Annotated in this window: 24 protein-coding genes; 13 read left to right on the forward strand and 11 right to left on the reverse strand. The window is 73.7% G+C overall.

Features of this window, described 5'->3' with window-relative positions:
- The first annotated feature begins 352 nt into the window (after nucleotides 1–352).
- The 6 genes from AB0D94_RS14545 to AB0D94_RS14570 all read left to right on the forward strand — a co-directional run bounded on the left by AB0D94_RS14545 (nucleotide 353) and on the right by AB0D94_RS14570 (nucleotide 9,274).
- A complete protein-coding gene (locus tag AB0D94_RS14545; protein WP_362051129.1) occupies nucleotides 353–1,663 on the forward strand; it encodes a hypothetical protein in 1,311 nt (436 codons plus the stop codon).
- Nucleotides 1,664–1,698: 35 nt separating this feature from the next.
- Nucleotides 1,699–2,319: a TetR/AcrR family transcriptional regulator gene (locus tag AB0D94_RS14550; RefSeq protein ID WP_362051017.1), complete on the forward strand. Its 621-nt coding sequence runs from the start codon at nucleotides 1,699–1,701 to the stop codon at nucleotides 2,317–2,319.
- 263 nt (nucleotides 2,320–2,582) lie between these two features.
- Nucleotides 2,583–4,877 (forward strand): molybdopterin oxidoreductase family protein, encoded by a 2,295-nt coding sequence (locus tag AB0D94_RS14555; RefSeq protein WP_362051132.1) that lies wholly within the window; start codon nucleotides 2,583–2,585, stop codon nucleotides 4,875–4,877.
- A gap of 73 nt (nucleotides 4,878–4,950) precedes the next feature.
- On the forward strand, nucleotides 4,951–6,453 hold the full coding sequence (locus AB0D94_RS14560) for a citrate:proton symporter (protein WP_362051019.1): 1,503 nt from the start codon (nucleotides 4,951–4,953) through the stop codon (nucleotides 6,451–6,453).
- Between the two features lie 97 nt (nucleotides 6,454–6,550).
- The gene (locus tag AB0D94_RS14565) at nucleotides 6,551–7,963 is read left to right on the forward strand and encodes an aldehyde dehydrogenase family protein (protein WP_362051021.1); all 1,413 of its coding nucleotides are present in this window, start codon (nucleotides 6,551–6,553) and stop codon (nucleotides 7,961–7,963) included.
- Nucleotides 7,964–8,194: 231 nt separating this feature from the next.
- Nucleotides 8,195–9,274: a Zn-dependent alcohol dehydrogenase gene (locus AB0D94_RS14570; protein ID WP_362051023.1), complete on the forward strand. Its 1,080-nt coding sequence runs from the start codon at nucleotides 8,195–8,197 to the stop codon at nucleotides 9,272–9,274.
- Between the two features lie 145 nt (nucleotides 9,275–9,419).
- On the opposite strand, the gene AB0D94_RS14575 is transcribed toward AB0D94_RS14570, so the two are convergent.
- Complete coding sequence (locus AB0D94_RS14575; RefSeq protein WP_362051025.1) at nucleotides 9,420–10,118, reverse strand: TetR/AcrR family transcriptional regulator; 699 nt, start codon at nucleotides 10,116–10,118, stop codon at nucleotides 9,420–9,422.
- Nucleotides 10,119–10,205: 87 nt separating this feature from the next.
- Between AB0D94_RS14575 and AB0D94_RS14580 the strand changes: the two genes are divergently transcribed.
- The 3 genes from AB0D94_RS14580 (at nucleotide 10,206) to AB0D94_RS14590 (ending at nucleotide 12,518) form a co-directional block, all read left to right on the forward strand.
- Nucleotides 10,206–11,357, forward strand: a complete 1,152-nt coding sequence (locus AB0D94_RS14580) for an acyl-CoA dehydrogenase family protein (protein WP_362051027.1) — start codon at nucleotides 10,206–10,208, stop codon at nucleotides 11,355–11,357.
- 139 nt (nucleotides 11,358–11,496) lie between these two features.
- A complete protein-coding gene (locus AB0D94_RS14585) occupies nucleotides 11,497–11,802 on the forward strand; it encodes a YiaA/YiaB family inner membrane protein (protein ID WP_266937623.1) in 306 nt (101 codons plus the stop codon).
- 59 nt (nucleotides 11,803–11,861) lie between these two features.
- Complete coding sequence (locus tag AB0D94_RS14590) at nucleotides 11,862–12,518, forward strand: TetR/AcrR family transcriptional regulator (protein WP_362051030.1); 657 nt, start codon at nucleotides 11,862–11,864, stop codon at nucleotides 12,516–12,518.
- Here AB0D94_RS14590 and AB0D94_RS14595 read toward each other — a convergent pair whose 3' ends face one another.
- Nucleotides 12,519–12,980 (reverse strand): MaoC family dehydratase, encoded by a 462-nt coding sequence (locus AB0D94_RS14595; protein ID WP_362051032.1) that lies wholly within the window; start codon nucleotides 12,978–12,980, stop codon nucleotides 12,519–12,521.
- Between the two features lie 150 nt (nucleotides 12,981–13,130).
- Between AB0D94_RS14595 and soxR the strand changes: the two genes are divergently transcribed.
- Nucleotides 13,131–13,574, forward strand: coding sequence for a redox-sensitive transcriptional activator SoxR (soxR, locus tag AB0D94_RS14600; RefSeq protein ID WP_362051034.1), 444 nt, complete (start codon nucleotides 13,131–13,133; stop codon nucleotides 13,572–13,574).
- Here soxR and AB0D94_RS14605 read toward each other — a convergent pair.
- The 4 genes from AB0D94_RS14605 to AB0D94_RS14620 all read right to left on the reverse strand — a co-directional run bounded on the left by AB0D94_RS14605 (nucleotide 13,555) and on the right by AB0D94_RS14620 (nucleotide 18,048).
- The gene (locus AB0D94_RS14605; RefSeq protein WP_362051036.1) at nucleotides 13,555–14,367 is read right to left on the reverse strand and encodes a 3-keto-5-aminohexanoate cleavage protein; all 813 of its coding nucleotides are present in this window, start codon (nucleotides 14,365–14,367) and stop codon (nucleotides 13,555–13,557) included. The genes soxR and AB0D94_RS14605 overlap by 20 nt on opposite strands.
- A gap of 62 nt (nucleotides 14,368–14,429) precedes the next feature.
- A complete protein-coding gene (locus tag AB0D94_RS14610; protein ID WP_362051038.1) occupies nucleotides 14,430–15,077 on the reverse strand; it encodes a hypothetical protein in 648 nt (215 codons plus the stop codon).
- Between the two features lie 97 nt (nucleotides 15,078–15,174).
- Complete coding sequence (locus tag AB0D94_RS14615) at nucleotides 15,175–16,515, reverse strand: serine-threonine protein kinase (RefSeq protein ID WP_362051040.1); 1,341 nt, start codon at nucleotides 16,513–16,515, stop codon at nucleotides 15,175–15,177.
- A gap of 237 nt (nucleotides 16,516–16,752) precedes the next feature.
- Complete coding sequence (locus AB0D94_RS14620) at nucleotides 16,753–18,048, reverse strand: DUF1343 domain-containing protein (RefSeq protein WP_362051042.1); 1,296 nt, start codon at nucleotides 18,046–18,048, stop codon at nucleotides 16,753–16,755.
- 102 nt (nucleotides 18,049–18,150) lie between these two features.
- Here AB0D94_RS14620 and AB0D94_RS14625 point away from each other — a divergent pair, with 102 nt between their 5' ends.
- The 3 genes from AB0D94_RS14625 to AB0D94_RS14635 are packed head-to-tail and all read left to right on the forward strand — an operon-like array spanning nucleotide 18,151 to nucleotide 21,559.
- Entirely contained in the window at nucleotides 18,151–18,924 is a 774-nt protein-coding gene (locus AB0D94_RS14625; protein WP_362051044.1) for an SDR family NAD(P)-dependent oxidoreductase, read from the forward strand.
- Nucleotides 18,921–20,894: an AMP-binding protein gene (locus AB0D94_RS14630; RefSeq protein ID WP_362051046.1), complete on the forward strand. Its 1,974-nt coding sequence runs from the start codon at nucleotides 18,921–18,923 to the stop codon at nucleotides 20,892–20,894. The genes AB0D94_RS14625 and AB0D94_RS14630 overlap by 4 nt, the downstream gene beginning before the upstream one ends.
- Before the next feature lie 59 nt (nucleotides 20,895–20,953).
- A complete protein-coding gene (locus AB0D94_RS14635) occupies nucleotides 20,954–21,559 on the forward strand; it encodes a TetR/AcrR family transcriptional regulator (protein WP_031146825.1) in 606 nt (201 codons plus the stop codon).
- A gap of 82 nt (nucleotides 21,560–21,641) precedes the next feature.
- Here the strand turns inward: AB0D94_RS14635 and AB0D94_RS14640 are convergent, their stop codons facing one another.
- The 5 genes from AB0D94_RS14640 to AB0D94_RS14660 form a co-directional block, all read right to left on the reverse strand.
- On the reverse strand, nucleotides 21,642–22,280 hold the full coding sequence (locus AB0D94_RS14640; RefSeq protein WP_362051049.1) for an acetate uptake transporter: 639 nt from the start codon (nucleotides 22,278–22,280) through the stop codon (nucleotides 21,642–21,644).
- 243 nt (nucleotides 22,281–22,523) lie between these two features.
- A complete protein-coding gene (locus AB0D94_RS14645; protein ID WP_362051051.1) occupies nucleotides 22,524–23,744 on the reverse strand; it encodes an acyl-CoA dehydrogenase family protein in 1,221 nt (406 codons plus the stop codon).
- Nucleotides 23,745–23,756: 12 nt separating this feature from the next.
- A complete protein-coding gene (locus tag AB0D94_RS14650) occupies nucleotides 23,757–24,791 on the reverse strand; it encodes a phosphotransferase family protein (protein WP_362051054.1) in 1,035 nt (344 codons plus the stop codon).
- Between the two features lie 142 nt (nucleotides 24,792–24,933).
- Complete coding sequence (locus tag AB0D94_RS14655) at nucleotides 24,934–25,845, reverse strand: MBL fold metallo-hydrolase (protein WP_362051056.1); 912 nt, start codon at nucleotides 25,843–25,845, stop codon at nucleotides 24,934–24,936.
- A gap of 359 nt (nucleotides 25,846–26,204) precedes the next feature.
- On the reverse strand, nucleotides 26,205–26,501 hold the full coding sequence (locus AB0D94_RS14660) for a hypothetical protein (protein WP_362051058.1): 297 nt from the start codon (nucleotides 26,499–26,501) through the stop codon (nucleotides 26,205–26,207).
- Nucleotides 26,502–26,523: the final 22 nt, after the last annotated feature.

The raw sequence follows: 26,523 nt of genomic DNA on the forward strand, positions 1-26,523 counted from the left end.
CGACCCAGACCCAGACCCAGACCCCGGCCCCGGCCCCGGCTCCGACCCCGGCTCCGATCCCGCCCCCGGAGGCGGCCAGGCTCACGACCCCGGCTCCAGCCAGGCCCCCGCTCGCGCCCGCGACCCCGACCGCAGGCACGCCCCTGCCTCCGGCAGCCTCCGGCAGCCCTGCGTCCCTGGTGCGGGCGGCCGTGCCTCGTGTCGGCCTCGGGCGGCGGCCGCCCGGGCTCGGGCCCGAGTCCGGGACGCCGGCTCGAGGCCGCCGTGAGACACCGCCCCTGGCGGGCCGGTGGTGAGCCCGATCGGGCTCGGTCCCGCTTCCGGCGTCGGCGGTGGCGGCGGAGGCCAGGGCGTGGTCCCGTACCCGGCCGAACCGCTCACCGCACTCGCGCATGGGATCGGGTCCCAGCACGATCTGCCGATCTCTCCCTTCTATGCCTTCGCAGGTGCCTTCACCGCACTGTTCGTCTCCTTCCTCGCCCTCGGACTGCTCTGGTCCACCTCCCGCTTCCGCGGCGACCGCTCCGGGATCGCCCTGCCCGCCGCCCTCCAGCGGGCCGCCGACAATCCCGCCACCCGCACCGGCCTGCGCGGGCTCGGCCTCGCGGCCGCGCTGCTGCTCCTCCTGTACCTCCTCCTCGGTCCCGACGACCCCGCGCGCAACCCCGCTCCCGGCGCCGTCTACGTCCTCTTCTGGGTCGGACTCGTCCCCGCCTCCCTCCTCCTCGGCCCCGTCTGGGGCCTACTCAACCCGCTCCGCACCCTGCACCGCCTGCTCGCCCGGGTCCTGCCTCGCCGCAGCCCCCAGCGCGCCCACCGCCCCCTCCCCGCCCGGCTGGGGCAGTGGCCCGCCGCCGCCGGACTGTTCGCCTTCACCTGGCTCGAACTCGCCGCTCCTGATCCCGCATCCACCACCACCCTCCTCATCGCCCTCGTCACCTACGCCACCGTCCAACTGCTGCTCGCCGCCCGCTTCGGCGAGAGCTGGTTCGCCGACGGAGACGCCTTCGAGGCGTACAGCGCGCTCCTGGCCCGGCTGGCCCCGCTCGGCCGGCGCAGCGACGGCCGCCTGGTCCTCCGTAACCCCTTCCACGGACTCGACGCGACGCCCGAGCGGCCCGGACTCGTCGCCACCGTCTGCGTCCTGCTCGGCTCGACCGCCTACGACGGCTTCTCCGACAACCCTTCGTGGATCAACGCCATACAGACCTCCCCCCTCGGCCGCACCCCCACGGCCACGCTCGGACTCCTCGGCTCCGTCGCCCTCGTCGCCGCTCTGTACTGCCTCTGCGCGGCAGCCACCCGCCTCGTGTGCGGCCCGCACCCCGGCCCGCTCACCGCCTTCGCGCACTCACTGGTGCCCATCGCACTCGGCTATCTGATCGCCCACTACTTCTCCCTCCTGGTAGTCGAAGGACCACGCACAGTAAGCATGGCACTCGGCACTGACAACGCCCCCGAGCCCGTGCCACCACTGGGTCCCGGCGCCCTCGCCGCCCTCCAGGTCATCGCCGTCGTCACCGGTCACGTCCTCGGTGTCATCGCGGCACACGACCGCTCCGTACGCCTCTTCCCGCCCGCCAGAGCAGTGGCCGGCCAACTGCCCCTGCTCGCGCTGATGATCACCTACACCATCGGGGGGCTGAGCCTCCTGCTGAACTGAGGCCCCCGCCGACGACGGAAGCGAAGAGCGGCATGATGGACCCCGTGCCCCCCGCCCACCCCATGCGCCGAACGCCCATCCAGCAGCGCAGCGCCGACCGGCTCGCCCGGATCCTCGACGCCTGCGCCGAGCTGCTGGACGAGACCGGGTACGAGAACCTCAGCACCCGCGCCGTCGCCCTGCGCGCCGGTGTGCCGATCGGCTCGGTCTACCGGTTCTTCGGCAACAAGCGGTCCATGGCCATCGCCCTGGCCCACCGCAACCTCGAGCGCTACGCCGACGGCATCGCGGGCCGGCTCGCCGGCCTCCCGGCCACCGACTGGCGGCCGGTCGTGGATGCGGTGCTGGACGAGTACCTGGCCATGAAGCGCAGCGTCCCCGGCTTCGCGCTCGTCGACTTCGGGGTGCCCGCGCCGCCGCCCGAAGGCCCCGCGGCCGACCCCAACCACCTGGTCGCCGCCCGCCTCACCGGGCTGCTGTGCGGGCACCTCGGCCTCACGCCGGACGCCGCCCTGGAACGCGCCGTCCTGGTGGCGGTCGAGGCCACGGACGCGCTGATCCAGCTGGCCTTCCGGTCCGATCCGGCCGGGGATCCGGGCATCGTCGCCGAGACCCGCGCGATGATGCAGGCCTACCTCGCGCGCGTCCTGGACTGAAGCCGCGCCGCCTCCCTCGGCTGCGCCGATGCCCCCGGCCCGGCAGCCCCGGCCCGCCCGCCTCGGACCGTCTGCCCTGGACCGGTCAGAACCATCCGCCCCGCACCGCTCGCCACCTCGCCCCGCACCCCAGAACCGCCCCACCCCTGAACCGCCGCACCCCGGAACGTGGTCGCGCACGCCCCTCCCCGACGTCCCTACCGGTCGGTATGCTCAGTGCGCCCCGCATGCCCGTGCCGCAGCCTGCCGCCCTGGAGCGCCCCATGCCCCGCACCGCCCTGCGCATCTGCCCCCTCTGCGAGGCCACCTGCGGTCTCACCCTCACCATCGAAGGCACCGCCGTGACCGGCGCCCGCGGTGACCGCGAGGACGTCTTCAGCCACGGCTTCATCTGCCCCAAGGGCGCCGCCTTCGGAGCGGTCGACTCCGACCCCGACCGGCTGCGGACGCCGCTCGTCCGCCGGGACGGCCGACTCCAGGAGGCCACCTGGGAGGAGGCGTACGAGGCCATCGCCGCCGCCGTCCCCGCCCTCGTGCGGGAGTACGGTGCCCAGTCGGCCGGCGTCGTCCTCGGGAACCCGAACGTCCACACCATGGCCGGGGCCCTCTACCCGCCGCTGCTCCTCAAGGCCCTCGGCACCCGCAACCTCTTCACCGCCAGCACGCTCGACCAGATGCCCAAGCACGTGTCCAGCGGGCTGCTCTTCGGAGACCCCTTCGCCATCCCGGTACCCGACCTGGACCGCACCGACTTCCTGCTCCTCCTCGGGGCCAACCCGTTGGAGTCCAACGGCTCCTTGTGCACCGCCCCCGACTTCCCCGGCCGGCTCAAGGCCCTGCGCGCCCGCGGCGGCACCCTGGTCGTCGTGGACCCGCGCCGCACCCGCACCGCCCGCCTCGCGGACCGCCACCTCGCCCCGCGCCCCGGGAGCGACGCCCTGCTCCTCGCCGCCCTCGCGCACACCTTGCTCGCCGAGAAGCTCGCAGCCCCCGGCGTACTGGAGGAACAGAGTGAAGGACTCGGGGAACTCGCCGCCGCCCTCGGGAGTTTCACTCCTGAGGCCGTAGCCCCCGCCTGCGACCTCCCGGCCGACGAGATCCGTGTCCTCGCCCGCGAGCTCGCGGCCGCGCCCACCGCCGCCGTCTACGGGCGGATCGGCAGCTGCACCGTCGAGTACGGCACGCTCGCCAGCTGGCTGGTCGACGTACTGAACATCCTCACCGGCAACCTCGACCGACCCGGGGGAGTGCTCTTCCCGCTCCCGGCCACCGGTTCCCGGCCACGCCCGGCCGGACCCGGCAAGGGGTTCGCCCTCGGGCGCTGGCACAGCCGGGTCAGCGGCCACCCCGAGGCCAAGAGCGAGCTGCCCATCACCGCCCTGGCCGAGGAGATCGAGACCCCGGGTGAGGGGCGGATCCGCGCCCTGATCGCCATCGCCGCGAACCCCGTGCTGTCCGCCCCCGACGGTCGGCGCCTCGACGCGGCCCTGGCCGGGCTGGACTTCATGGTCAGCATCGATCCGTACCTCAACGAGACCTCGCGCCACGCCCACGTCGTGCTGCCCCCGCCGCCGCCCTCGCGGAGCGCGCACTTCGACTTCGCCTTCAACGCCTTCGCCGTCCGAAACCAGGCGCGCTACACCCGCTCCGCCGTCCCGCTCGAAGCGGGCCTGCTCGACGAGTGCGAGATCCACGCGCGTCTCGTCCTCGCCGTCTCCGGCATGCACGGATCGGCCGGCCCGGCCGACGTGGACGAACTGGCCGTCCAGGCCATGCTCGCCAGGGAGACCGCCGACCCGCACTCCCCGCTGCACGGCCGCGATCCGGCGGACCTCGCCGGCCTGTTGACCGGCGAGAGCGGCCCCGAGCGCCGGCTCGACCTGATGCTCCGACTCGGGCCGTACGGAGACCAGTTCGGCCTCGCCGGCGCCGACGCCGACGCCGGCGCCGACGCCGGCGCCGACGCCGGCGCCGATGCCAGCGTCGGGGACGCGGCCGAGCTCAGCCTGGAGCGGTTGCTGGCGCACCCGCACGGCATCGACCTGGGCCCGCTGCGGCCCCGGCTCCCGGGCGTGCTGAGGACGCGCAGCGGCAGGATCGAGCTGCTCCCGGACCCGATCGCGGCCGAGCTCCCCAGGCTGCGCGCGGCGCTCGCCGACCGCCCCGCCGCCCTGGTGCTCGTGGGCCGCCGCCATCTGCGGTCCAACAACAGCTGGTTGCACAACGTCCCGGCCCTCGTCGGAGGTTCCAACCGGTGCACCCTCCAGGTCCACCCGGAGGACGCGAGCCGCCTGGGCCTCGCCGACGGAGGCCGCGCGCGTGTCACCGCGGAGGGCGGCAGTCTGGACGTTCCCGTCGAGGTCACCGATGCCGTCCGCGCCGGCGTGGTGAGCCTCCCGCACGGCTGGGGCCACGACCGCGCCGGGTCCCGGCTCTCCGTGGCCTCGGCCCAGCCCGGCGTCAACGTCAACCAGCTGCTCGACGGCACCCGGCTCGACCCGCTCTCCGGCACCGCGGTGCTCAACGGATTCCCCGTCGAACTGGCACCACTGCCCTGAGCTGGGGTTTTGCTCGTATTGCTCACGCGTAGACGTCTTGTTGGCCCCCGGAGGAGGCACCTACGTTCCCTGCATGCTGACCTTCCTCGGCTTCGCCATGATCGCGACCTTCCTGGTCCTGATCATGATGAAGAAAATGTCGCCCATCGCGGCGCTCGTCCTCATCCCCGCACTCTTCTGCGTGTTCGCCGGGCAGGGGGCGCACCTCGGCGACTACGTCATCGACGGCGTGGGCAAGCTCGCCCCGACCGCCGCCATGCTGATGTTCGCCATCGTCTACTTCGGCGTGATGATCGACGTCGGCCTCTTCGACCCGATCGTGCGGGGCATCCTGCGCTTCTGCAAGGCCGACCCGATGCGCGTCGTGGTCGGCACGGCCGTCCTCGCCGCGATCGTCTCGCTCGACGGGGACGGCTCGACCACCTTCATGATCACGGTCTCGGCCATGTACCCGCTGTACAAGCGGCTCGGCCTGAGCCTGGTCGTGATGACGGGTGTCGCCGCCACCGCCAACGGCGTCATGAACACCCTGCCCTGGGGCGGTCCGACGGCTCGCGCCGCCACCGCGCTCAAGCTCGACGCCGCCGACATCTTCGTCCCGATGATCCCGGCCCTCGCGGCGGGTCTGCTCTTCGTGTTCGTCCTCGCCTACGTCCTCGGGCTGAAGGAGCGCCGTCGGGTCGGGGTCCTGGCGCTGCCCGGCGAGAAGGAGCAGGCGGAGCAGGACGCGGAGAAGAGCACGGAGACGAGCGCTGAGGAGGCTCCGGCCACCGAGGAACGCCTGGTCGCGGCCGTACCCGGAGCCGGGGCAGGCGCCGGTGCGAGCGCGGCCGGCAGCCGCCCCGCCGCCTCCGCCGGGGCCGCGGTCGGCCCGGGATCCGGTACCGACCCGCAGGGGGACGCCGACGCCACCCCCCAGTACGCTGAGGACGGCTTCCAGGGCCTCGACCCCCACCGGCCCACGCTGCGCCCGCGCCTCTACTGGTTCAACGCGGGCCTCACAGTCGCCCTCCTCACCGCGATGATCATGGAGCTGCTGCCCATCCCGGTGCTGTTCCTGCTCGGCGCCGCCCTCGCCCTCACCGTGAACTTCCCCCACATGCCCGACCAGAAGGCCCGGATCGCCGCCCACGCCGACAACGTTCTCAACGTCGCCGGCATGGTCTTCGCCGCCGCCGTCTTCACGGGCGTCCTCTCCGGCACCGGCATGGTCAAGCACATGGCCGACTGGCTCGTCGGTGCCATCCCCGAGGGCATGGGCCCGCACATGGCGCTCGTCACCGGCCTGCTGAGCCTGCCGCTCACCTACTTCATGTCGAACGACGGCTTCTACTTCGGCGTGCTGCCCGTCCTGGCCGAGGCCGGCGCCGCCCACGGCGTGTCTCCGCTCGAGATCGCCCGCGCCTCCCTCGTCGGGCAGGCCCTGCACATGTCCAGTCCGCTGGTTCCGGCCGTCTACGTCCTCGTCGGCATGGCCAAGGTCGAGTTCGGCGACCACACCCGTTTCACCGTGAAATGGGCGGCCCTGACCTCCCTGGTGGTGCTCGGAGCAGGGATGCTTTTCGGCATCATCTGAGCCCCGCGACCCTGGCGGGCCGAAAACTACCGACGCTAGTTTGTAGGGTGTCCGCGAGGTCAGGTCTACGCGCTGGTGCGTGCTCGGGAGGATTGCCATGAAGGCCCACGACGGGATGTACATCGGCGGCGAGTGGCGGCCCGCCGTCGGACGCGACCGGATCGAGGTCGTCAATCCGGCGGACGAGCAGGTCATCGCCGGTGTCCCGGCGGGCACCGCCGAGGACGTGGACGCGGCCGTACGCGCGGCCCGTGCGGCCCTCCCCGGCTGGGCGGCCGTGCCCGCGGCCGAGCGGGCCGCCCTGATCCGGGCCCTGCGCGACGTGCTGGTCACGCGCAAGAGCGAGATCGCCGAGACCATCACCGCCGAACTCGGCTCCCCGCTGGGCTTCTCGGAGATGATCCACGTCGGGGCGCCGATCGCGGTCGCCTCCTCCTACGCCGAACTGGCGGCCTCCTACGCCTTCGAGGAGCGGATCGGCAACTCCACCGTGCTGCTGGAGCCGGTCGGCGTGGTCGCGGCCATCACGCCCTGGAACTACCCGCTGCACCAAGTCGTTGCAAAGGTGGCGCCCGCTCTCGCCGCCGGTTGCACCCTCGTCCTCAAGCCGGCCGAGGACACCCCGCTGACCGCACAGCTCTTCGCCGAAGCCGTGCACGAGGCGGGCATCCCGGCCGGAGTCTTCAACCTGGTGACCGGGACCGGCCCGGTCGCCGGCCAGGCCCTGGCCGCGCACGAAGGCGTCGACCTCGTCTCCTTCACCGGCTCGACCGCTGTCGGCAAGCAGATCGGCGCCACCGCCGGCGCCGCCGTCAAGCGGGTCGCCCTCGAGCTGGGCGGTAAATCGGCCAATGTCATCCTGCCCGGCGCCGACCTCGCCAAGGCCGTCGCGGCGGGAGTGGGCCACGTCATGAACAACTCCGGCCAGAGCTGCAACGCGCTGACGCGCATGCTCGTTCACCGGGACCAGTACGAGGAGGCCGTCTCGCTCGCGGCCGCCGCCGTCGCCGGCTACCCCAGTGGCGACCCCACCGATCCGGGCACCCGCCTCGGCCCGGTCGTCAACGCCAAGCAGCGCGACCGCGTCCGCGGATACATCACCAAGGGCATCGAGGAAGGCGCGCGCCTGGTCGCGGGCGGCCCCGACGCACCGCACGAGCGGGGGTACTTCATCGCCCCGACCGTGTTCGCCGACGTCACACCCGACATGACCATCGCCCAGGAGGAGATCTTCGGCCCCGTGCTGTCGATCCTCCCGTACGAGGACGAGGAGGAGGCCCTGCGCATCGCCAACGGCACGGTCTACGGCCTGGGCGGCGCCGTCTGGGCCGCGGACGAGGAGACGGCCGCGGCCTTCGCCCGCCGCATGGACACCGGGCAGGTGGACATCAACGGCGGCCGCTTCAACGTGCTCGCGCCCTTCGGTGGCTACAAGCAGTCGGGCGTCGGCCGCGAGCTGGGCCCGCACGGTCTGGCCGAGTACCTCCAGACCAAGTCCCTCCAGTTCTGAGCCCTGCCGCCCTGAGCCCTGCCGCTCTGAGCCCTGCGGTTCTGAGCCCTCCAGTTCTGGGCCCTGCCGCTCCGAGCCCTGCGGTTCTGAGCCCTCCAGTTCTGGGCCCTGCCGCTCGGAGCCCCTGGGGTTCTGGGCCCTGTCGCACCAGGCACCGCCGGTCCCCCGGCAGTGCCGCAGCCCCCGCAGTGCCCCCTGCCTGCTGAGCATCGGAAAACGGAGACGACGACCATGGTCCGCGCCGCCATCCTCCCCGCCGTCGGAGCCCCGCTGGAGATACGGGAGATCGTGCTGCCCGATCCCGGCCCCGGGCAGGTCCGGGTGCGGCTCGCTGCCGCCGGGGTCTGCCACTCCGACCTCTCCCTCACCGACGGCACCATGAGGGTCCCCGTCCCCGCCGTCCTCGGCCACGAGGGCGCGGGTACGGTCATGGCCGTCGGGGAGGGCGTCACCCATGTCGCCCCCGGCGACGGGGTGGTGCTCAACTGGGCCCCGTCCTGCGGGGAGTGCCACCACTGCTCCATCGGCGAGGTCTGGCTCTGTGCCAAGGCCCTCAGCGGGGTCGGGGCCGTCTACGCCCACGACGCGCAGGGCACCGAGCTGCACCCCGGGCTCAATGTGGCGGCCTTCGCGGAGGAGACCGTCGTCGCGGCCAACTGCGTGCTGCCCGCGCCCGCCGGGATCCCGCTCGCCGAGGCGGCTCTGCTCGGCTGCGCCGTCCTCACCGGCTACGGAGCCGTCCACCACAGCGCCCAGGTCCGCCCCGGCGAGTCCGTGGCCGTCTTCGGCGTCGGCGGGGTGGGCCTCGCGGCGCTTCAGGCCGCCCGGATCGCGCAGGCGGGCCCGATCGTGGCCGTCGACGTCTCCCCGGCGAAGGAGGAGCTGGCGCGGGCGGCCGGGGCCACCGAGTTCGTGCTCGCCTCCGACACCACCGCCAAGCAGATCCGTGCGCTCACCGGCGGGCAGGGCGCGGACGTCGCCGTCGAATGCGCCGGCCGGGCGGCGAGCATCCGCGGAGCCTGGGAGTCCACCCGGCGGGGCGGCCGCACCACGGTCGTGGGCATCGGCGGCAAGGAGCAGCAGGTCACCTTCCACGCCCTGGAGATCTTCCACTTCGCCCGCACCCTCACCGGCTGCGTCTACGGCAACAGCGACCCCGCCCGCGATCTCCCGGTCATCGCCGAGCACGTCCGCGCCGGCCGCCTCGACCTCGGCGCCCTGGTCACCGACCGCATCACCCTCGACGGCATCCCGGCCGCCTTCGAGGCCATGCTCGCGGGCAAGGGCGGCCGCTCTCTGATCGTGTTCTGAGCGGCGCCGGGGGAGCACCCGCCGCCCCCGCTGCCCGCAGCCGCGCCCCTGTACCGGTACCGTCCCGCACCCGTACCGTCCGCGCCAGTACCCGTACTGTCCCGCGCCCGGATCCGTACCCGCCCCGGATCCGTACCCGCACCCGCTACGCGGGCCCGCGCAGGGCCTCGTACTGGAGGGCCAGGCCGTCCAGGAGCGCCGTCAGGCCCGTCTCGAAGGCGCCGTCGTCCACCTCGCGCCGGCGTTCGGCCAGCAGGTGGGCCTGGCCCAAGTGGGGGTAGGCCGACAGGTCGTAGGCCGTCTCGTCGTCCACGAAACCCCCGGCGAAGGAACCCACCGCCGCGCCCAGGATGAAGTACCGCATCAGCGCGCCGATCCGGGTCGCGTGGGCCGGCGGCCACCCGGCGGCCGTCATCGCGCCGAACACCGCGTCCGCGACCCGCAGTCCGGCCGGCCGCCGCCCCGGCCCCCGCGCCAGTACGGGCACGATGTTCGGATGGTCGGACAGGGCCTCCCGGTAGGAGTGCGCCCAGTCGTGCAGGGCCGTACGCCAGTCCCCGCCGCCTCCGCCTCCGCCTCCGCCCCCGACCCCGCCCGCGGCCCCCGGCCCGGAGGCCGGCGCCTCGAACATCGACAAGTCGACCCGCGCGCTCACCGCGTCCGCCACCGCGTCCAGGATCTCGTCCTTGGTGCGGAAGTGGTTGTACAGCGAAGGCCCGCTGACCCCGAGCGCGGCCGCCAGCCTGCGCGTCGACACCGCCTCCAGCCCCTCCGCGTCCACCAGCGCGCCCGCAGCCTCGACGATGCGGGCTCGGCTGAGGAGGGGCTTGCGCGGTCTGGCCATGCGCCACATAGTAGGGCCTGCCCGCCGTAAACTACCGGTGCTAGTTAAAGGCGCCGGACCCCGCCACGAAGACCCCGGAGGTGCCCGGTGAACCTGGAGCTGAGCGAGGAACAGGCCGCCGTCCGCCGGCTCGCCCGCGAGTTCACCCAGCGCGAGGTCACCCCGTACGCCGCCGAGTGGGACCGCGCCGAGAGCGTGGACCGGGCCATCGTCAAGAAGCTCGGCGACCTGGGCTTCCTCGGCCTGACCGTCCCCGAGGAGTACGGCGGCTCCGGCGGCGACCACCTCTCCTACGTCCTGGTCACCGAGGAGCTCGGCCGGGGCGACTCCGCCGTGCGCGGCATCGTCTCCGTCTCCCTCGGCCTCGTCGCCAAGACCATCGCCGCCTGGGGCACCGAGGAGCAGAAGAACGCCTGGCTGCCCCGCCTGTGCTCCGGCGACGCGCTCGGCTGCTTCGGCCTGACCGAGCCCGGCACCGGCTCCGACGCCGGGAACCTGACCACCCGCGCCGTGCGCGAGGGGGACTCGTACGTCCTCGGCGGCAGCAAGATGTTCATCACCAACGGCACCTGGGCCGACGTGGTGCTGCTCTTCGCCCGCACCGGCGAGGAGCCCGGCCACCGCGGAGTCTCCGCCTTCCTCGTCCCCACCGACACGCCCGGCCTCACCCGCCGCGAGATCCACGGCAAACTCGGCCTGCGCGGCCAGGCCACCGCCGAACTCGTCCTCGACGAGGTCCGCGTCCCCGCCTCCGCGATGCTCGGTCCCGAGGGCAAGGGCTTCTCGGTGGCCATGTCGGCCCTGGCCAAGGGCCGGATGTCGGTCGCCGCCGGCTGCGTCGGCATCGCCCAGGCGGCGCTGGACGCGGCCGTCTCCTACGCCGCCCAGCGCGAGCAGTTCGGCAGGCCCATCGCCCACCACCAGCTGGTCCAGGAGCTGATCGCCGACATCTCCGTGGACGTGGACGCCGCCCGGCTGCTGACCTGGCGGGTCGCCGACCTCATCGACCGCGGCCTGCCCTTCGCCACAGAGTCCTCCACCGCCAAGCTCTTCGCCTCCGAGGCCGCCGTGCGCGCCGCGAGCAACGCCCTCCAGGTGCACGGCGGCTACGGCTACATCGACGAGTACCCGGCCGGCAAGCTGCTGCGCGACGCCCGCGTGATGACCCTGTACGAGGGCACCAGCCAGATCCAGAAGCTGCTCATCGGGCGCGCCCGTACCGGGGTTTCGGCCTTCTGAGGCTGAGGCTGAGGCGGGGCCGGGCCGGGGCCGGAGCCTGGGCCGGCAGGGGGCCGGGGCCGGTCGGGCACGGGGGCTGAGTACGCACCTGAGTACGCGAGCGGATGTGGCCCCGGTCACCCCGCCCGATGCTGGGCCCATGAACGAGACACCGGTCAAGCAGCAGAGCACAGGGGCGTACTACGGCCAGGCCGTTGCCTCTTTCGGTATCGCCCTCGGCTCCGTGGCCCTGGGGATCTACAACCTGGAGGTGGACGGCTGGGTCCGGGCCTTCCTCGGCATCGCCGTCCTCTACCTCACCACCTCGGCCTTCACCCTGGCCAAGGTGATCCGCGACCGCCAGGAGGTCACCCAGATCGTCAGCCGGGTGGACCAGGCCCGGATGGAGAAGATGATGGCGGAGTACGACCCCTTCGCCCCGAAGCAGCCCGCCCGCGAACACTAAGCGCTTGCTCACCCTCCGGTAGGGTGTCACTCCCACACGGTGAAGAGGGTGAGTGAGCGATGGACAGCGCGGAGGAGACGGCCGGCGGCTATCAGCCCTGGTCGGAGGTCATCCCCGACGCGGCGCGGCGGCTGCTGGTCGCCGCCGTCGAGGCCTTCGCCGAGCGCGGATACCACGCCACCACCACACGTGACATCGCGGGGCGGGCCGGGATGAGCCCGGCCGCCCTCTACATCCACTACAAGACCAAGGAAGAGCTGCTCCACCGGATCAGCCGGATCGGCCACGACAAGGCGCTGGAGATCCTGACGACGGCGGCCGAAGGCCCGGGTTCCGCCGCCGAGCGGCTCGATGCCGCCGTGAAGTCCTTCGTACGGTGGCACGCGGCACATCACACCACCGCGCGGGTGGTCCAGTACGAGCTCGATGCTCTCGCTCCGGAGCACCGCTCCGAGATCGTGGCACTGCGCCGCCGGAGTGACGCCGCCGTGCGCGGCATCCTCGCCGACGGGGTCGCGGCGGGGGAGTTCGACGTGCCCGACGTGCCCGGCACCACCCTCGCCGTGCTGTCGCTCTGCATCGACGTGGCCCGCTGGTTCAACGCGGCCGGACAGCGCACGCCCGACGAGGTCGGCGCGCTCTACGCCGACCTCGTGCTCCGCATGGTGGGCGCGCCGGGCACGGCGGCCCCGGCGCGCCCGGCGCGGGAACGGTAGCTAGAAGTAGTAGCGGGACACCGACTCGGCCACGCACACCGGCTTGTCGCCGCCCTCGCGCTCCACCGTGACCGTGGCCGTGACCTGCACGCCGCCGCCCGCCTCGGTCACCTCCGTGATCACGGCGGTGGAGCGCAGCCGCGACCCGACCGGCACCGGGGCCGGGAAGCGCACCTTGTTCGTCCCGTAGTTGATGCCCATCTTCATGCCCTCGACCCGCATGATCTGCGGTACCAGACTGGGCAGGAGGGACAGGGTCAGGTAGCCGTGCGCGATCGTGGTCCCGAAGGGTCCGTCCGCCGCCCGCTCCGGGTCCACGTGGATCCACTGGTGGTCGCCGGTGGCGTCCGCGAAGAGGTCGATCCGCTTCTGGTCCACCTCCAGCCACCCGCTGGGCCCGAGCGCCTCCCCGATCCCGGCGCGCAGTTCCTCTTCGGACGTGAAGACCCTCGGCTCGGCCATGCCTGCTCCTGCTTCTCGCGGACGACTCACGACGACTGTGACGGACGACTGATGAGCGACTGACGGACGACTTGATGAGCGAATAAGCGCTTGCTCAGCATGCTGGGACCGCATGTGTATGTCAACGGACCTCCGACTACCCTCGGCGGGGTGCCGCAGATTCCCGAGAACATCCACGAACTCACCGTCGGCCAGCTGTCCGCCCGTAGCGGCGCAGCCGTCTCCGCGCTCCACTTCTACGAGGCCAAGGGCCTGATCAGCAGCCGCCGCACCTCCGGGAACCAGCGCCGCTACAGCCGCGACGCGCTGCGCCGGGTGGCCTTCGTACGCGCCGCGCAGCGCGTGGGCATCCCGCTGGCCAGCATCCGCGAAGCACTCGCCCAGCTCCCCGAGGAGCGCACCCCCAACCGCGAGGACTGGGCCCGGCTCTCCGAGGCCTGGCGCGCCGAGCTCGACCAGCGGATCCAGCAACTCGGGCGCCTGCGGGACCATCTGACGGACTGCATCGGATGCGGCTGCCTCTCGCTGGAGAACTGCGCCCTGTCCAACCCGGACGACGTCTTCGGCGAGAAGCTCACCGGTTCGCGGCTGTAGGCCGTGTCGTCGAAATGGGCCGTGTCGTCGAAGTGGGCCGGGCCGTCGAAGTGACGCCGGAGGGGGCCGTCCGCTCCCAGACCGTCCGCGCGGCCGCCACCAGTTCGGCGTTCGAGGGCGCCGGACGCCCGTCCGGCAGGTGCAGCACGTCCCCTACGCCGATCCGCGTGCCCGTCCCGCACCGCGCGGCCAGCCGCAGCACCGGCCAGGCGGCGGCCTCCCGCCCGTACAGCAGCACCGGCACCGGCGGCAGCCCGCGCAGCCCGGCCACCAGCGCCGGATCGGCCGACGCGAGCTCGGCCACGAGCCGGACCCGCCCGGGTGTGCGTACGGGCCAGGCGAGGAACCGCGCCATCGGCTCCGCCCCGGCCCGCCCGCCCAGCGGAACGACCGCGTCCACCGCGATGCCGCGCGCCAGCAGGGCCTGCGCCAGTTCCTCGGCCCCCGGTTCGGCGAAGTGCACCGCCGCCCGGTCGGGCAGCACCGTCCAGGACCGCACCCGCGCCAGCCGCCCCGCCGGATCGGGTTCGGCGCCGATGCTCGCGCACACCGCCAGGGGTACGCCGACCCCGGCGCCCCGCACCGCCTCCAGCAGGGGGCCGACCACGCGGGGGGAGAGGCTCTCGCGCCCGCACGGGGTCCGCGGGTGCACCAGTACCTCCCCGGCCCCGGCGGCCACCGCCCCCAGCGCCGCATCCGCCAAGGCGTCGGGGGACATGGGCACGGCCGGGCCGTCGGCGGCGGTCCGCGAGCCGTTCAGCGACACCTGAGGCCGCTGTGACAGCGGGGGCACCTGAGGCACCTGAGGCCGCTGCGACACGCGCGACACGCGCGACACCTCAGGCAGCGCATGGTTCATGCCGCCCCCGCCGAGGGCGTGTCCACCAGCGCCGGTCTCGGCACCACGATCCCGCAGCCCGTGCAGAGCGGCCCGTCCCAGGCCCACGCCCCCTCCCAGGGCCCGGCCAGCTGCCGCCCGGCCCCGCCGCGCTGCCCGGCCCCGCCGCGCTGCCCGGCCCCGCCGCGCTGCCCGGCCGGCGGTGCGGGCCAGTGCAGTTCCCGGTCCCCGCAGACCGGGCACACCGTCCCCGGCGCCGATTCCAGCGCCTTCACCAGCCGCCTCAGCACCTCGCCCAGCGCCCCCTCCGGCCGCACCCCGGGGTCCGCGCACCGCACCACCGCGTCCCCGCTCCCGCCCCACGCCCACTCCGGCCGGCGCAGCCCGTGGTGCTTCTCGCGCCGCCGCCGCTCCGCGAACTGGCGCTCGTACTCCAGCCAGACCGCCCGCGCCTCCTCCAGCTCCTCCAGCGCGGCGACCAGCCGCAGCGGGTCCGCCCCCCGGTCCTCGGGGGCGATCCCGTGCCGGTCGCACAGGTGCCACCAGGTGGCCCGGTGCCCGTACGGGGCGAACCGCTCCAGGCAGCGGCGCAGGGAATGGCGCCGCAGGGCCCGGTCGTTGCGCGCATCACGCACCTGGTAGGCCAGACTCCGGAATCCCGCCATGACATGTCACCGCCTCCGCCGATGTGCCCAACATGCCCGGCCCGGTGCGGGCGCATGCGGGGGCGGTCGAGGCGTACGGGTGGCACGTGGCCGGAACTCAGCGCCCCAGGCGCCCCGCGGAAACCACCACCCTGGCCAGCTCCTCGTGGCAGATGTCGCTGTGCGCCCCCGACGGCGCGCCGCCGCGCCGCACCACGGATCCCGCGTCCACGCTGACGCATCCGGCCGGGGGCAGCCCCTCGCGCAGGGCCGCGTCCAGGCTCAGCCGGGGCGCGCCCGGCACCGCCCGTACCCCGTCGTGCCCGATCGCGCCCCACCGCTCGTCGAAGCCCAGCAGTCCGGCCGAATCCCCCGCCATCCGGGAGGCCAGCGGGTAGAACACCTTCAGCGCCGAGTCGTGCGGGGAGTGACAGGCCACCACCGGCCCGTCGACCTTGCGCTGGAGGCCGGGCAGCGCGCCGCCCCGGCCCTTGTCGTGCGGCAGCCGGTCGGCGAACGCGTAGTGGGAGAAGGCGCCTTGGAGCAGGGTCAGGGACTTCACGAAGCGGGCACCGTCCGGCACGGCGCGCAGCGAGAACGACACCACCCTGGCCCCGAAGCTGTGCCCGAGCAGATGGACGCGCAGGGCCGGGCGCGCGGCCGCCAGCCCCGCCAGTACCGGACCGAGCCCGCGCTCGCCGACCACCCCCGCCCGCTTCTTCATCCGGTAGTACGTGGCCTGCCGCAGGAGCTCCTTGGCGCCGCCCCACAGGGCGCGCAGCCCGCCGCCCACCAGGCCGGCCCCGAGGGCCGAGGGGTCCTGCCCGACGGCGCTCCCGGGCAGTGCGGCGCCCGTTTCGACGAGCGCGCGGGTGAAGGCCCGGCACACCTCCAGCACGTCCTCCGTGAAGATCAGGGGCACGGCCGGCGGCGCCACCGCGGTGACCGTGTTCACCCCGGCCAACTCCCGTACGAGTGCGCCGAACTCGATGAAGGCGGCCTCCGACTCCGGCCTTTCCTCCAGCAGTTCGGCCACCCGGTCCAGCTCCGCCTGCCGCCCCGGCCAGAACTCGCCGAGCGCCCGCCGGGTGCCGTGGTCCAGCGCCGTCCCGAAGCCGGGCTCCGCGAGCGCCCCCGAGGGCTCGAAGTCCGGGATCGGCTCGTCCGCGAACCGAATCGAGGGCCATACGACACCCACGTACCCCAGCCGTACCCCTGGCCCCACCAACCCCGGGAACGGGGCGAAGAACCGGTCGTACAGCCGGGTCGAGGTGCCCCGGTCGCTGTTCCAGCCGTGCGCGAAGACCAGCAGGTCGGTGGCCTCCATCCGGGCCACCGCGCCCTGCCCGGCCGGATCCGCGTCCCCCTCCGCGTCGAAGACCAGCTCCGCGTACGGACCGACGCCGATCCCGGCTGCCGCCCAGGCGCCCATCCCGTTCCCGGCACCGCTGTTCGCCATGACGTCCCCCTCCACGCCGTGCCTCAGGTGCGGTCCAGCATCCTGCGCCACCGCCCATCCGGCTAGGCCCTGTCCGGGCGATCTTCGCGGGCCCGCGCCGCCTGGCACGGCACCTCGCCGCGTTGTCGGACCGCGCGAGTACGGCCGAGTACGAGCTGCGATCCTCCGCCTTGCGATGCACCGCACCAGACGACGCGGGCTGATCCACGAAGATCGCCCGGACAGGACCTAGGGGTGTCACCGGTACAGCAGGTACTGCTCCCGCACCGCCGCGAACCGGGCGAGGCCCGCCGCCCAGTCGCCGACCACCTCCTCCACCCCGGCCCCCGCGTCGATCGTCTTCCGCACCCGGTCCGAGCCGGTCAGCCGGTCGATCCAGTGGTCCGTGCGCCAGCCGAAGCCGCTCCAGGTCCGCCGCGCGGTCACCAGCAGCCCGATTCCGGCGCGCACCGGATCGAAGGCCTCCCGGTCGTGCACGATCAGCCGCACCCCGCCGCAGACCTTGCCCACGTGCTTGGAGAAAGTCGGCGTGAAGTACGCCTCCCGGAACCACACACCGGGCAGCTCCAGCGCGTTCGCCGCCTCCGCCCACTTCCGGTCGATGCCCTCCGCGCCGAGCACCTCGAAGGGGGTGGTCGTCCCGCGCCCCTCGGACAGGTTCGTCCCCTCGAAGAGGCAGGTCCCCGCGTACGCGAGGGCGGTGTCCGGGGTCGGCATGTTCGGGCTGGGCGGCACCCAGGGCAGCCCCGTCTCCCCGAAGAACGACTCCCGCCGCCACCCGCTCATCGCCACGGTCCGCAGCCTGACCGGCCCCTTGGGCACTGATCCGTCGGTCAGGAACTCGCCGTTGAAGAGCAGGGCCAGCTCCGCCGCCGTCATCCCGTGGGCGAGGGCGATCGGCTCCCGGCCCACGAAGCTCGCGTACGGCCGCTCCAGTACGGGTCCGGCAGCCGCGCGGCCGCCCACCGGGTTCGGGCGGTCCAGCACCACCACCGCCTTGCCCGCGAGCGAGGCCGCGCGCATGCAGTCGTAGAGGGTCCAGATGTAGGTGTAGAAGCGCGCCCCGACGTCCTGGATGTCGAAGACGACGGTGTCGATCCCGGCCGCGGTGAACACGTCGGCGAGCCGCTGCCCGCTCTTGTCGTACGTGTCGTAGACGGGCAGGCCGGTCGCCGGATCGCGGGACGCGCCCTCGGAGTCGCCCGCCTGGGCCGTCCCGCGGAAGCCGTGCTCGGGGCCGAACACCGCGACCAGGTCGACCCGTTCGTCCGCGTGCAGTACGTCGACCAGGTGCTGGGCGTCGGCGGTGATGCCGGTGGGGTTGGTGACCACCCCGACCTTCTGCCCCGCGAGTACGCCGTACCCGTCCGCGGCGAGCTGCTCGAACCCCGTACGCACCCGGTCCGCGCGGCCCGCCGCCGCTCCCGGAGGCGCGGCGGCGGCCGCCGGTCCCACCCCTCCCGCCGTTCCCAGGGCGCCCGCGGCTCCCACGGCCCCCGCCAGTCCCAGTACCCCGCGTCGCGACAGAGTCATCCGGCCACGCTAGACGTCAGGCCCCTTCCGCCCGGACATACCGACTGGTTAGTCTGCCCGCCATCGGTACATGAGCCAGGCCGGCATCCGGCCGGACGAAAGGTGATTCCCGTGAGCGCGTACCAGGACCAGCGAGTCGTCGTCACCGGTGCGGGCGGCGGCATCGGCGCCGCCCTCGCGCAGCGGTTCGCCGCCGAGGGCGCCACCGTGGTGGTCAACGACATCGACGCCGCCAGGGCCGCCGCGGTGGCGGGCGCCATCGGGGTCCGGGCGATCCCCGTGCCGGGCGACGCCTCCGAGATCGTCGCCGAGGCCCGCGAGGCCCTCGGCGGCGGGATCGACATCTACTGCGCCAACGCCGGACTCGCCTCGGGCGGGGACGCGTTCGCCGACGAGGCCGTCTGGGAGGCGGCCTGGGAGACCAACGTCATGGCGCACGTCCGGGCGGCGCGGCTGCTGCTGCCGGACTGGCTGGAGCGGGGGGAGGGCCGCTTCGTGTCCACCGTCTCCGCCGCCGGGCTGCTGACGATGATCGGAGCGGCCCCGTACAGTGTCACCAAGCACGGTGCGCTCGCCTTCGCGGAGTGGCTCTCGCTGACCTACCGCCACCGCGGGGTCCAGGTGCACGCCATCTGTCCGCAGGGAGTGCGCACCGACATGCTGACCGCCGCGGGCTCGGCGGGCGAACTCGTCCTCGCGCCGACCGCGATCGAGCCGGAAGCGGTCGCGGACGCGCTGTTCGACGGCATGGAGAAGGGCCGGTTCTTGATCCTCCCGCACCCCGAGGTCGCGGACTTCTACGCCGCCCGCGCCACCGAGCCTGACCGCTGGCTGAGCGGTATGAACCACCTCCAGCAGAAGTGGGAGACCAGGTGACGCCCGGCGCCCGCCCGATTCCCGCCGCCGAGGCCGCCGAGGCGCTCCGGACGGCCCAGGCGCCCCGGACTGCCGAGGACTCCGGGACGGCCGAGGCTTCTCGGACCGTCGAGTCCCGGACTGCCGAGGCCCCCCGGACCGTCGAGGCTTCCCGGTACGCCGCGCGGCCCTGGCTCGGGCGGCTCAGCGAGGCTCAGCGGGCGCCCGTCGCAGCGCCGCCGTCCGTGCTGCACGCCTTCCGCGAGGCCGTGGCCCGGGCCCCCGGGCGGACCGCCCTGGCGTACTTCGACGGCCGGATCTCCTACGCCGAGGCCGAGGCCCTCTCCGACTCCGTCGCCGGGCACCTGGCCGCGCACGGGATCCGCCGCGGGGACCGGGTCGCCGTGATGCTGCAGAACACCCCGCAGTTCGTGCTCGCCGTGCTGGCCGCCTGGAAGGCCGGGGCAGCGGTCGTCCCGGTCAACCCGATGTACAAGACCGCCGAGGCCGGACACGTCCTGCGCGACTCGGGGGCCGCCGCGCTGGTCTGCGAGGGCCGCGCCTGGACGGCGTACTTGCGCGAGGCCGCGCAGGGCAGCGCCGTACGGACCGTCCTGACCGCCTCCGAGCTGGACTTCCAGACCCGCAACGACCCGCGCCTGCTCGCCGCCCTCGCGGCCGGGCCCGCCCCGGGGCCCGTACCCGCGCCCCGGCCCGACCTGGCGCCCGCGCCGGCGCCCGAGCCCGGCCCCGCTGCCCGGCCCGCCCTCGCGTCCGAGCCCGCGCCGGCGCCCGTATCCGAGCCCGCCGCCGCGCCGCAGCCGGCACCCGCCCCGGCCGGACCGGGTGCGGCGGGTGCCGGGCAGGCCGTCGCCGACCTCACGGCCGTGGCCCGCCGCGGCGACCGGGCACCGGACGACCCCCGCCTCACCGCCGCCGACACCGCCCTCATCAGCTACACCTCCGGCACCAGCGGCACCCCCAAGGGCGCGATGAACCCGCACGGCGCCCTCACGTACAACGCCGCCCGCCAGGTCGCCGGCCACCCCCTCGCCGAGGGCGCCGGCTACTTCGCCCTCGCCCCCCTCTTCCACATCACCGGCATGGTCTGCGAGCTCGCCGCCTGCTTCGTCAACGCGGGCACCCTCGTCCTCGCCCACCGCTTCGACGCGGGGCTCGTCCTCGACGCCTTCCTCGAACACCGCCCCGCGTACGCCATCGGCCCGGCCACCGCCTTCATGGCCCTCGCCGCCCACCCCGAGGCCACCCGGGACCACTTCGCCTCCTTCCAGGTGCTCTCCTCGGGCGGCGCCCCGCTCCCGCCCGCACTCGTCGAGCGCCTCCGCGCCGCCTTCGGCTTCTACCTCCGCAACGGATACGGCCTCACCGAGTGCACCGCCCCCTGCGCCTCCGTCCCCGCGCACCTCGAAGCACCCGTCGACCCCGCCTCCGGCACCCTCTCCGTCGGCGTCCCCGGCGCCGAGACCGTCGTCCGCATCCTCGACGAGCACGGCGCCGAGGTCCCCTTCGGCGAGACCGGCGAGATCGCCGTACGCGGCCCCCAGGTGGTGCCGGGCTACTGGGGCCTGCCCGCCGACACGGCCAAGGCCTTCCCGGACGGCGAGCTGCGCACCGGGGACGTCGGGTTCATGGACACGGACGGCTGGCTCTACGTAGTCGACCGCAAGAAGGACATGATCAACGCATCCGGCTTCAAGGTCTGGCCGCGCGAGGTCGAGGACGTGCTCTACACCCACCCCGCGGTCCGCGAGGCGGCCGTGGTCGGCGTCCCGGACCCCTACCGGGGGGAGAGCGTGAAGGCCTACGTCAGCCTCCGCCCCGGCGCCTCGGCCGAACCGGCGGAGCTGTCCGCCCACTGCGCCGCGCGCCTCGCCGCGTACAAGTACCCGCGCCGAGTGGAGATCCTGCCTGTCCTTCCGAAGACGACCAGTGGCAAGATCCTCCGACGGGAACTGCGCGACCGCGGCTGAAAACATTCGGACGGACGCACAGTCGGCGACTCGATGAAATGGAAGGGAAGGCCAGCGCCATGGCGGCCAGAACCACGGTGCCCGAGGGCACGCACGAAGCCCCGGTGCCGCAGCGGCTGCTGGCCGTGGCCACCCGGCTGTTCGCCGAGCGCGGCTACGACCGCACCTCGGTCCAGGAGATCGTCGAGGCGGCCGGGGTCACCAAGGGCGCGCTCTACCACTACTTCGGGTCCAAGGACGACCTGCTGCACGAGGTGTACGCGCGCATGCTGCGCCTCCAGCAGCAGCGCCTGGACGCGGTGGCCGACTCCGACGCGCCCGTCGAGGAGCGGCTGCGCACGGCGGCCGCCGACGTGGTCGTCACCACCATCGAGAACCTCGACGACGCGATGATCTTCTTCCGGTCGATGCACCAGCTCAGCCCGGAGAAGTTCAAGCAGGTCCGGGCCGAGCGGCGGCGCTACCACGAGCGCTTCCGGGCGCTGGTCGAGGAAGGCCAGCGCACCGGGGTGTTCTCCACCGCGACCCCCGCCGACCTGGTGGTGGACTACCACTTCGGGTCGGTGCACCACCTGTCCACCTGGTACCGCACGGACGGCCCGCTCACGCCGCAGCAGGTCGCCGATCACCTGGCCGACCTGCTGCTGCGCGCACTGCGCCCGTAGCCCGCAAGGCCGCAGGCCAGGAAGCCAACAAGCCCGCAGCCCGCGGCCGCCCGTGCCCCTGGCCAGGCGGCCCGTACGGTCCTCAGCCCAGCGGAAGGACCTTGCGGCCCCAGGTCTCCTCGGTCACCACGGCGAAGGAGATGTACCAGGCGATGCCCGCGCAGAGCAGGCCGAGCCAGCCGCCGACGTGGCCGAGGGCGGTGACCTGGGACAGGTCGCCCAGCGCCAGGAACAGGAAGGTCAGCGCCAGCACGGCGAAGAGCAGCCGGTGCGCGAGGTCCAGCTTCATGGCGGCGACGGACATGTACGCGGTGAAGACGAACCAGGCCACGAGGAACCAGCCGGTGGCGATGTGCGCCTGGTCGGCGGGCAGCGTCGGGACGACGAACTTCACGTAGCCCGCGAAGGACATCCAGAACGCGCCGTACGAGACGAACGCCGTGGTCCCGAAGGTGTTGCCGCGGCGGAACTCCAGCACGCCGGCGACGAACTGCGCGAGGCCGCCGTAGAAGAGGGCGAGCGGCAGGACGACGGCGCTGAGCGCCGCGTTCTCGATCAGGCCCGAGTTGAAGAGGCTGAGCACGAAGGTGGTCAGGGCGAAGGCGGCCAGACCGAGCGGCCCGGGGTTGGCCACGCGGACTGCGGAGGCCTGCGGCGCGGTGGCGGGGGAGGGCTCGGGGTGCGGGGCCTGAGAAGCGGGGGCCAGGGTGGAGCTGGGCATGGCGAAGGGCACTTTCGGTGGAGGGATATCCCGAATATATCGGACTTCCCGACTGGTCTGGACCACCGAAGGTCCGCCCGTCCGGGGCCGAAGTCCCGAAGTCCCGTAGCCCTGTGGCCACGTTGCTCCGGAGGCCCGGAGTCATGTGGCCGGGAGGCCGGGAGGCCGGGAAGCCGGGAGGCCCGGAGGCCCGGAGGCCCGGAGCCCCGCGAGGGCCCCGTCCGGCCCCCGAGCCGCCGGCCGCTACATGTACTGCTTCAGCTCCCGCCGCGCCAGCGAGCGCTGGTGCACCTCGTCCGGCCCGTCCGCCAGCCGCAGCGTCCGCGCCGCCGCCCACAGCTCGGCGAGGGGGAAGTCCTGGCTCACCCCGCCCGCGCCGTGCAGCTGCACCGCCTGGTCGAGGATCCCCACCACCGCCCGAGGGGTGGCGATCTTGATGGCCTGGATCTCGGCGTGCGCACCCCGGTTTCCGACGGTGTCCATCAGCCAGGCCGTCTTGAGCACCAGCAGCCGCAGCTGCTCGACTGTCACGCGGGCGTCCGCGATCCAGTTCTGTACGACGCCCTGCGCGGCCAGCGGCTTGCCGAAGGCCGTACGCTCCACCGCCCGCCGGCACATCAGCTCGATGGCCCGCTCCGCCATGCCGATCAGCCGCATGCAGTGGTGGATCCGGCCCGGGCCGAGCCGGGCCTGGGCGATGGCGAAACCGCCGCCCTCCTCGCCGATCAGGTTCCCGGCCGGAACGCGCGCACCGTCGAAGACCACCTCGGCGTGACCGCCGTGGTCGTGGTCCTCGTACCCGTACACCGTCATGGCCCGGCGCACCTCTACCCCGGGGGTGTCCCGGGGGACCAGGACCATGGACTGCTGGCGGCGCGGATCGGCGCCCTCCGGGTCGGTCTTGCCCATCACGATGAAGATCTTGCAGTCCGGGTTCATGGCACCGGAGATGAACCACTTGCGCCCGGTGACCACGTACTCGGACCCGTCGGCGGACCGCTCGATCCGGGTCTCGATGTTCGTCGCGTCCGAGGAGGCCACCTCGGGCTCGGTCATCGCGAACGCGGAGCGGATCTCGCCCGCCAGCAGCGGGTGCAGCCACTGCTTCTTCTGCTCCTCGTTCCCGAACTGGGCGAGCAGCTCCATGTTCCCGGTGTCCGGAGCGGCGCAGTTGGTCGCCGTCGGGGCCAGGTGCGGACTGCGGCCGGTGATCTCCGCCAGCGGGGCGTACTGGAGGTTGGTCAGCCCCGCGCCGTACTCGGCGTCCGGCAAGAAGAGGTTCCACAGCCCCTGGTGGCGCGCCTCCGCCTTCAGTTCACCGAAGACGGCCGGGGTGTCCCAGGGCGAGGCCAGCCGTGCGCGCTGCTCGGCGGCGACCGGTTCCGCCGGGTAGACGTACTCCTCCATGAACGCGAGCAGCCGCTCGCGGAGTTCCTCGGTCCGGGCGTCGAATGCGAAGTCCATGGGTGGGATGCCTCAGCCTTCCTGCGGTTCCTGAAGAGTGGTCAGTCCGTGCTCGATGAAGACGGGGACCAGCTCGCCGATGCGGTCGAACCCCGCGCCGACGGTCTGCCCGAGCGTGAAGCGGTAGTGGATGCCTTCGAGGATCACCGCGAGCTTGAACCAGGCGAACGCCGTGTACCAGGCGATGGCCCCGGTGTCCCGGCCGGACCGGGCCGCGTACCGCTCGATCAGCTCGGCGGGGCTCGGATGACCCGGTGCGCCGCTCGTCGTGCTGACCGGAGATTCGGTCAGGCCGAGGTCCGAGCTGTACATCACCAGCAGCCCGAGGTCGGTCAGCGGATCGCCGAGCGTGGACATCTCCCAGTCGAGCACTGCCCGGATCCTGTCGTCCGGGCCGCCGATCAGGACGTTGTCCAGCCGGAAGTCCCCGTGCACGACGGTCGGGGCGGGGGAGTCGGGCAGCGCCCGGCCCAGTGCGCCGTGCAGCTCGTCGATCCCGGGGAGCTCCCGGCCGCGCGAGGCCGCGAGCTGCTTGCCCCAGCGGCGCAACTGGCGGTCGAGGAAGCCCTCGGGCCGCCCGAAGTCCGCCAGGCCCACGGCCTGCGGATCCACGGCGTGCAGCTCGACCAGGGTGTCGACGAGGCCGAGCACGGCCCGCCGGGTGCGCTCGGGGCCGATCGCCGCGAGCTCGCCTGCCGTCCGGAAGGGGACCCCGTCCACGTACTCCATGACGTAGAACGGCGCCCCGAGCACGGACTCGTCCTCGCAGAGCAGCAGCGGCTCGGGCACCGGCACGGCCGTACCGTGCAGCGCCTCGATCACCCGGTGCTCGCGCCGCATGTCGTGCGCGGTGGCCAGTACGTGGCCGAGCGGCGGCCGGCGCACCACCCAGCGGGCGGTGCCGTCGGTGATCTCGTACGTGAGGTTCGAGCGGCCGCCTTCGATCAGCCGGCCGCGCAGCGGCCCGGCCGCGAGTCCCGGGAGCGCTCGGTCGAGATGACCGCGCAGCCGCTCCAGATCGAGGCCCGGCGGTTCGGCTGAGCTCATGGTGCTTACCTCCGTGCTGGGTCGACATCCGATGTCCTGAGCCATCATGCCGACCAGTCGGTATGTCGTCCAGAGTGTGGACCGAAGGAACTGCTCGGTCCGGCCGCCGATCCGCCGCTGATCCGCGGGAACCGGGCGGGGATCAGGCGTGGCAGAGGATCGGCGTGCCGCCGTTCATCACCGTCATGTCCCTCAGTACCGCGAGGATGTCCAGCGGGACGCCCTCCGGCTCGCCGGCCAGCTCCGCGTACGCCCGGTGCAGGTTCGCCACCAGCCGCTCGCTCTCGCGCCAGGCGGCGAACTCGCCGAGATCGGCCTGGCGGGCCACCTCCAGCGGGGTCCGGCCCTTCGCCCGGCCCTCCCGGGCGAGCTCGTCCACGTAGCGCAGGTACCGCTCGGTGGCCTCGTAGGCTGACGGATCGGTCAGCGGCCCGTGCCCCGGTACGACGGTCTCCGCGCCCAGTGAGCGCAGCAGCTCCAGGGCGCGCAGCGAGCCGGCCAGGGAGCCCATCGCCAGGAAGGGCGTGCCCTCGGCGAAGACCAGGTCGCCGGTGAACACCACCCGCTGCCGGGGCAGCCACACGATGGAGTCCCCGGTGGTGTGCGCGACGCCGGGGTGGATGACCCGCACCTCCGTCTCGCCGACGTGCAGGGTCATCCGGTCGCTGTAGGTCAGGTCGGGCGGGGTGATCTCTATCGGGCCGAAGTCCGTCCCGGGCCAGATCATCTCCAGCTGGTGCCCGGCGGCGAGCTGTTCGGCGCGCGCGTTGTCGTGCCCGAGGACCAGCGCCTCGGGGGCGAACACGCCGTTGCCGTAGGTGTGGTCCCCGTGGTGGTGGGTGTTCACCACCGTGCGGGGGAGCGGCACCCCGGCCGCCAGGACGGCCTCGCGCAGGGCCAGCGCCCGCCGCGCGGTGGCGGCGGTGTCGACGAGCAGCGTCCGGCCGCCGTCGCTCACGAACCCCGCGTTGTTGAGGCACCAGCCGCCGTCCGGCTGGACGTAGGCGTACACCCCGGCCGAGGGCTGGACGAGGTACGGCTCCGCGACGGTCATCTGCGCTCTCCCCGGGTCGCTGTGACGGACGGTCAGCATCTTGCCAGTCGTCGCGGGGCCCGGGGGAGGGCGGGTGGTCCCTGACCGGTCTTTCGGTCAGGCGCCGGCCGCCGGACCGGCGGCCGGCCAACCGCTGACCGAAAAGCCGGTCAGCCGCCGGTCGGTGGCCGCGGGCCGGGGCATGGCCGGTCGGTGGCCGCGGGCCGGGGCATGGCCGGTCGGTGGGCGCGGGCCGGGGCATGGCCGGTCGGTGGGCGCGGGCCGGGGCGTGGCCGGTCGGTGGCGCGGGCCGGGGCGTGGCCGGTCGGTGGGCGCGGGCCGGGGCCGGTCAGTGGCCGCGGGCGCCGGGGTGCGGCCGGTCAGTGGTCGTCGTAGTGGCCGTCGTGCTGGGCGTGCCGGTGGCCGTCGTGGAGGTAGTCCAGGTGGTCGCCGTGCGGGACCGCGTCGTGCCCGCAGTCCGAGCCGTGGTCGTGCGTGTGCGCCTCGTGCGGGGTGTGGCCGGCCTTCTCGCACTCGTCCCAGTGGCCGGAGTGCTCCCGGTGGAGGTGGCCGTCGTGCGCGTAGTCGACGTGGTCGCCGTGGGAGACCGCCTGGTGCCCGCAGTCGGGGCCGTGGGTGTGGGCGTGGGTGGGGTGTTCCAGGTGCTGGGTCGTCATGAGGCCGAGGCTAGTGCGGATC

Origin of the sequence: Streptomyces sp. NPDC048255 (assembly GCF_040652415.1) — a bacterium.
Taxonomy (GTDB): domain Bacteria; phylum Actinomycetota; class Actinomycetes; order Streptomycetales; family Streptomycetaceae; genus Streptomyces.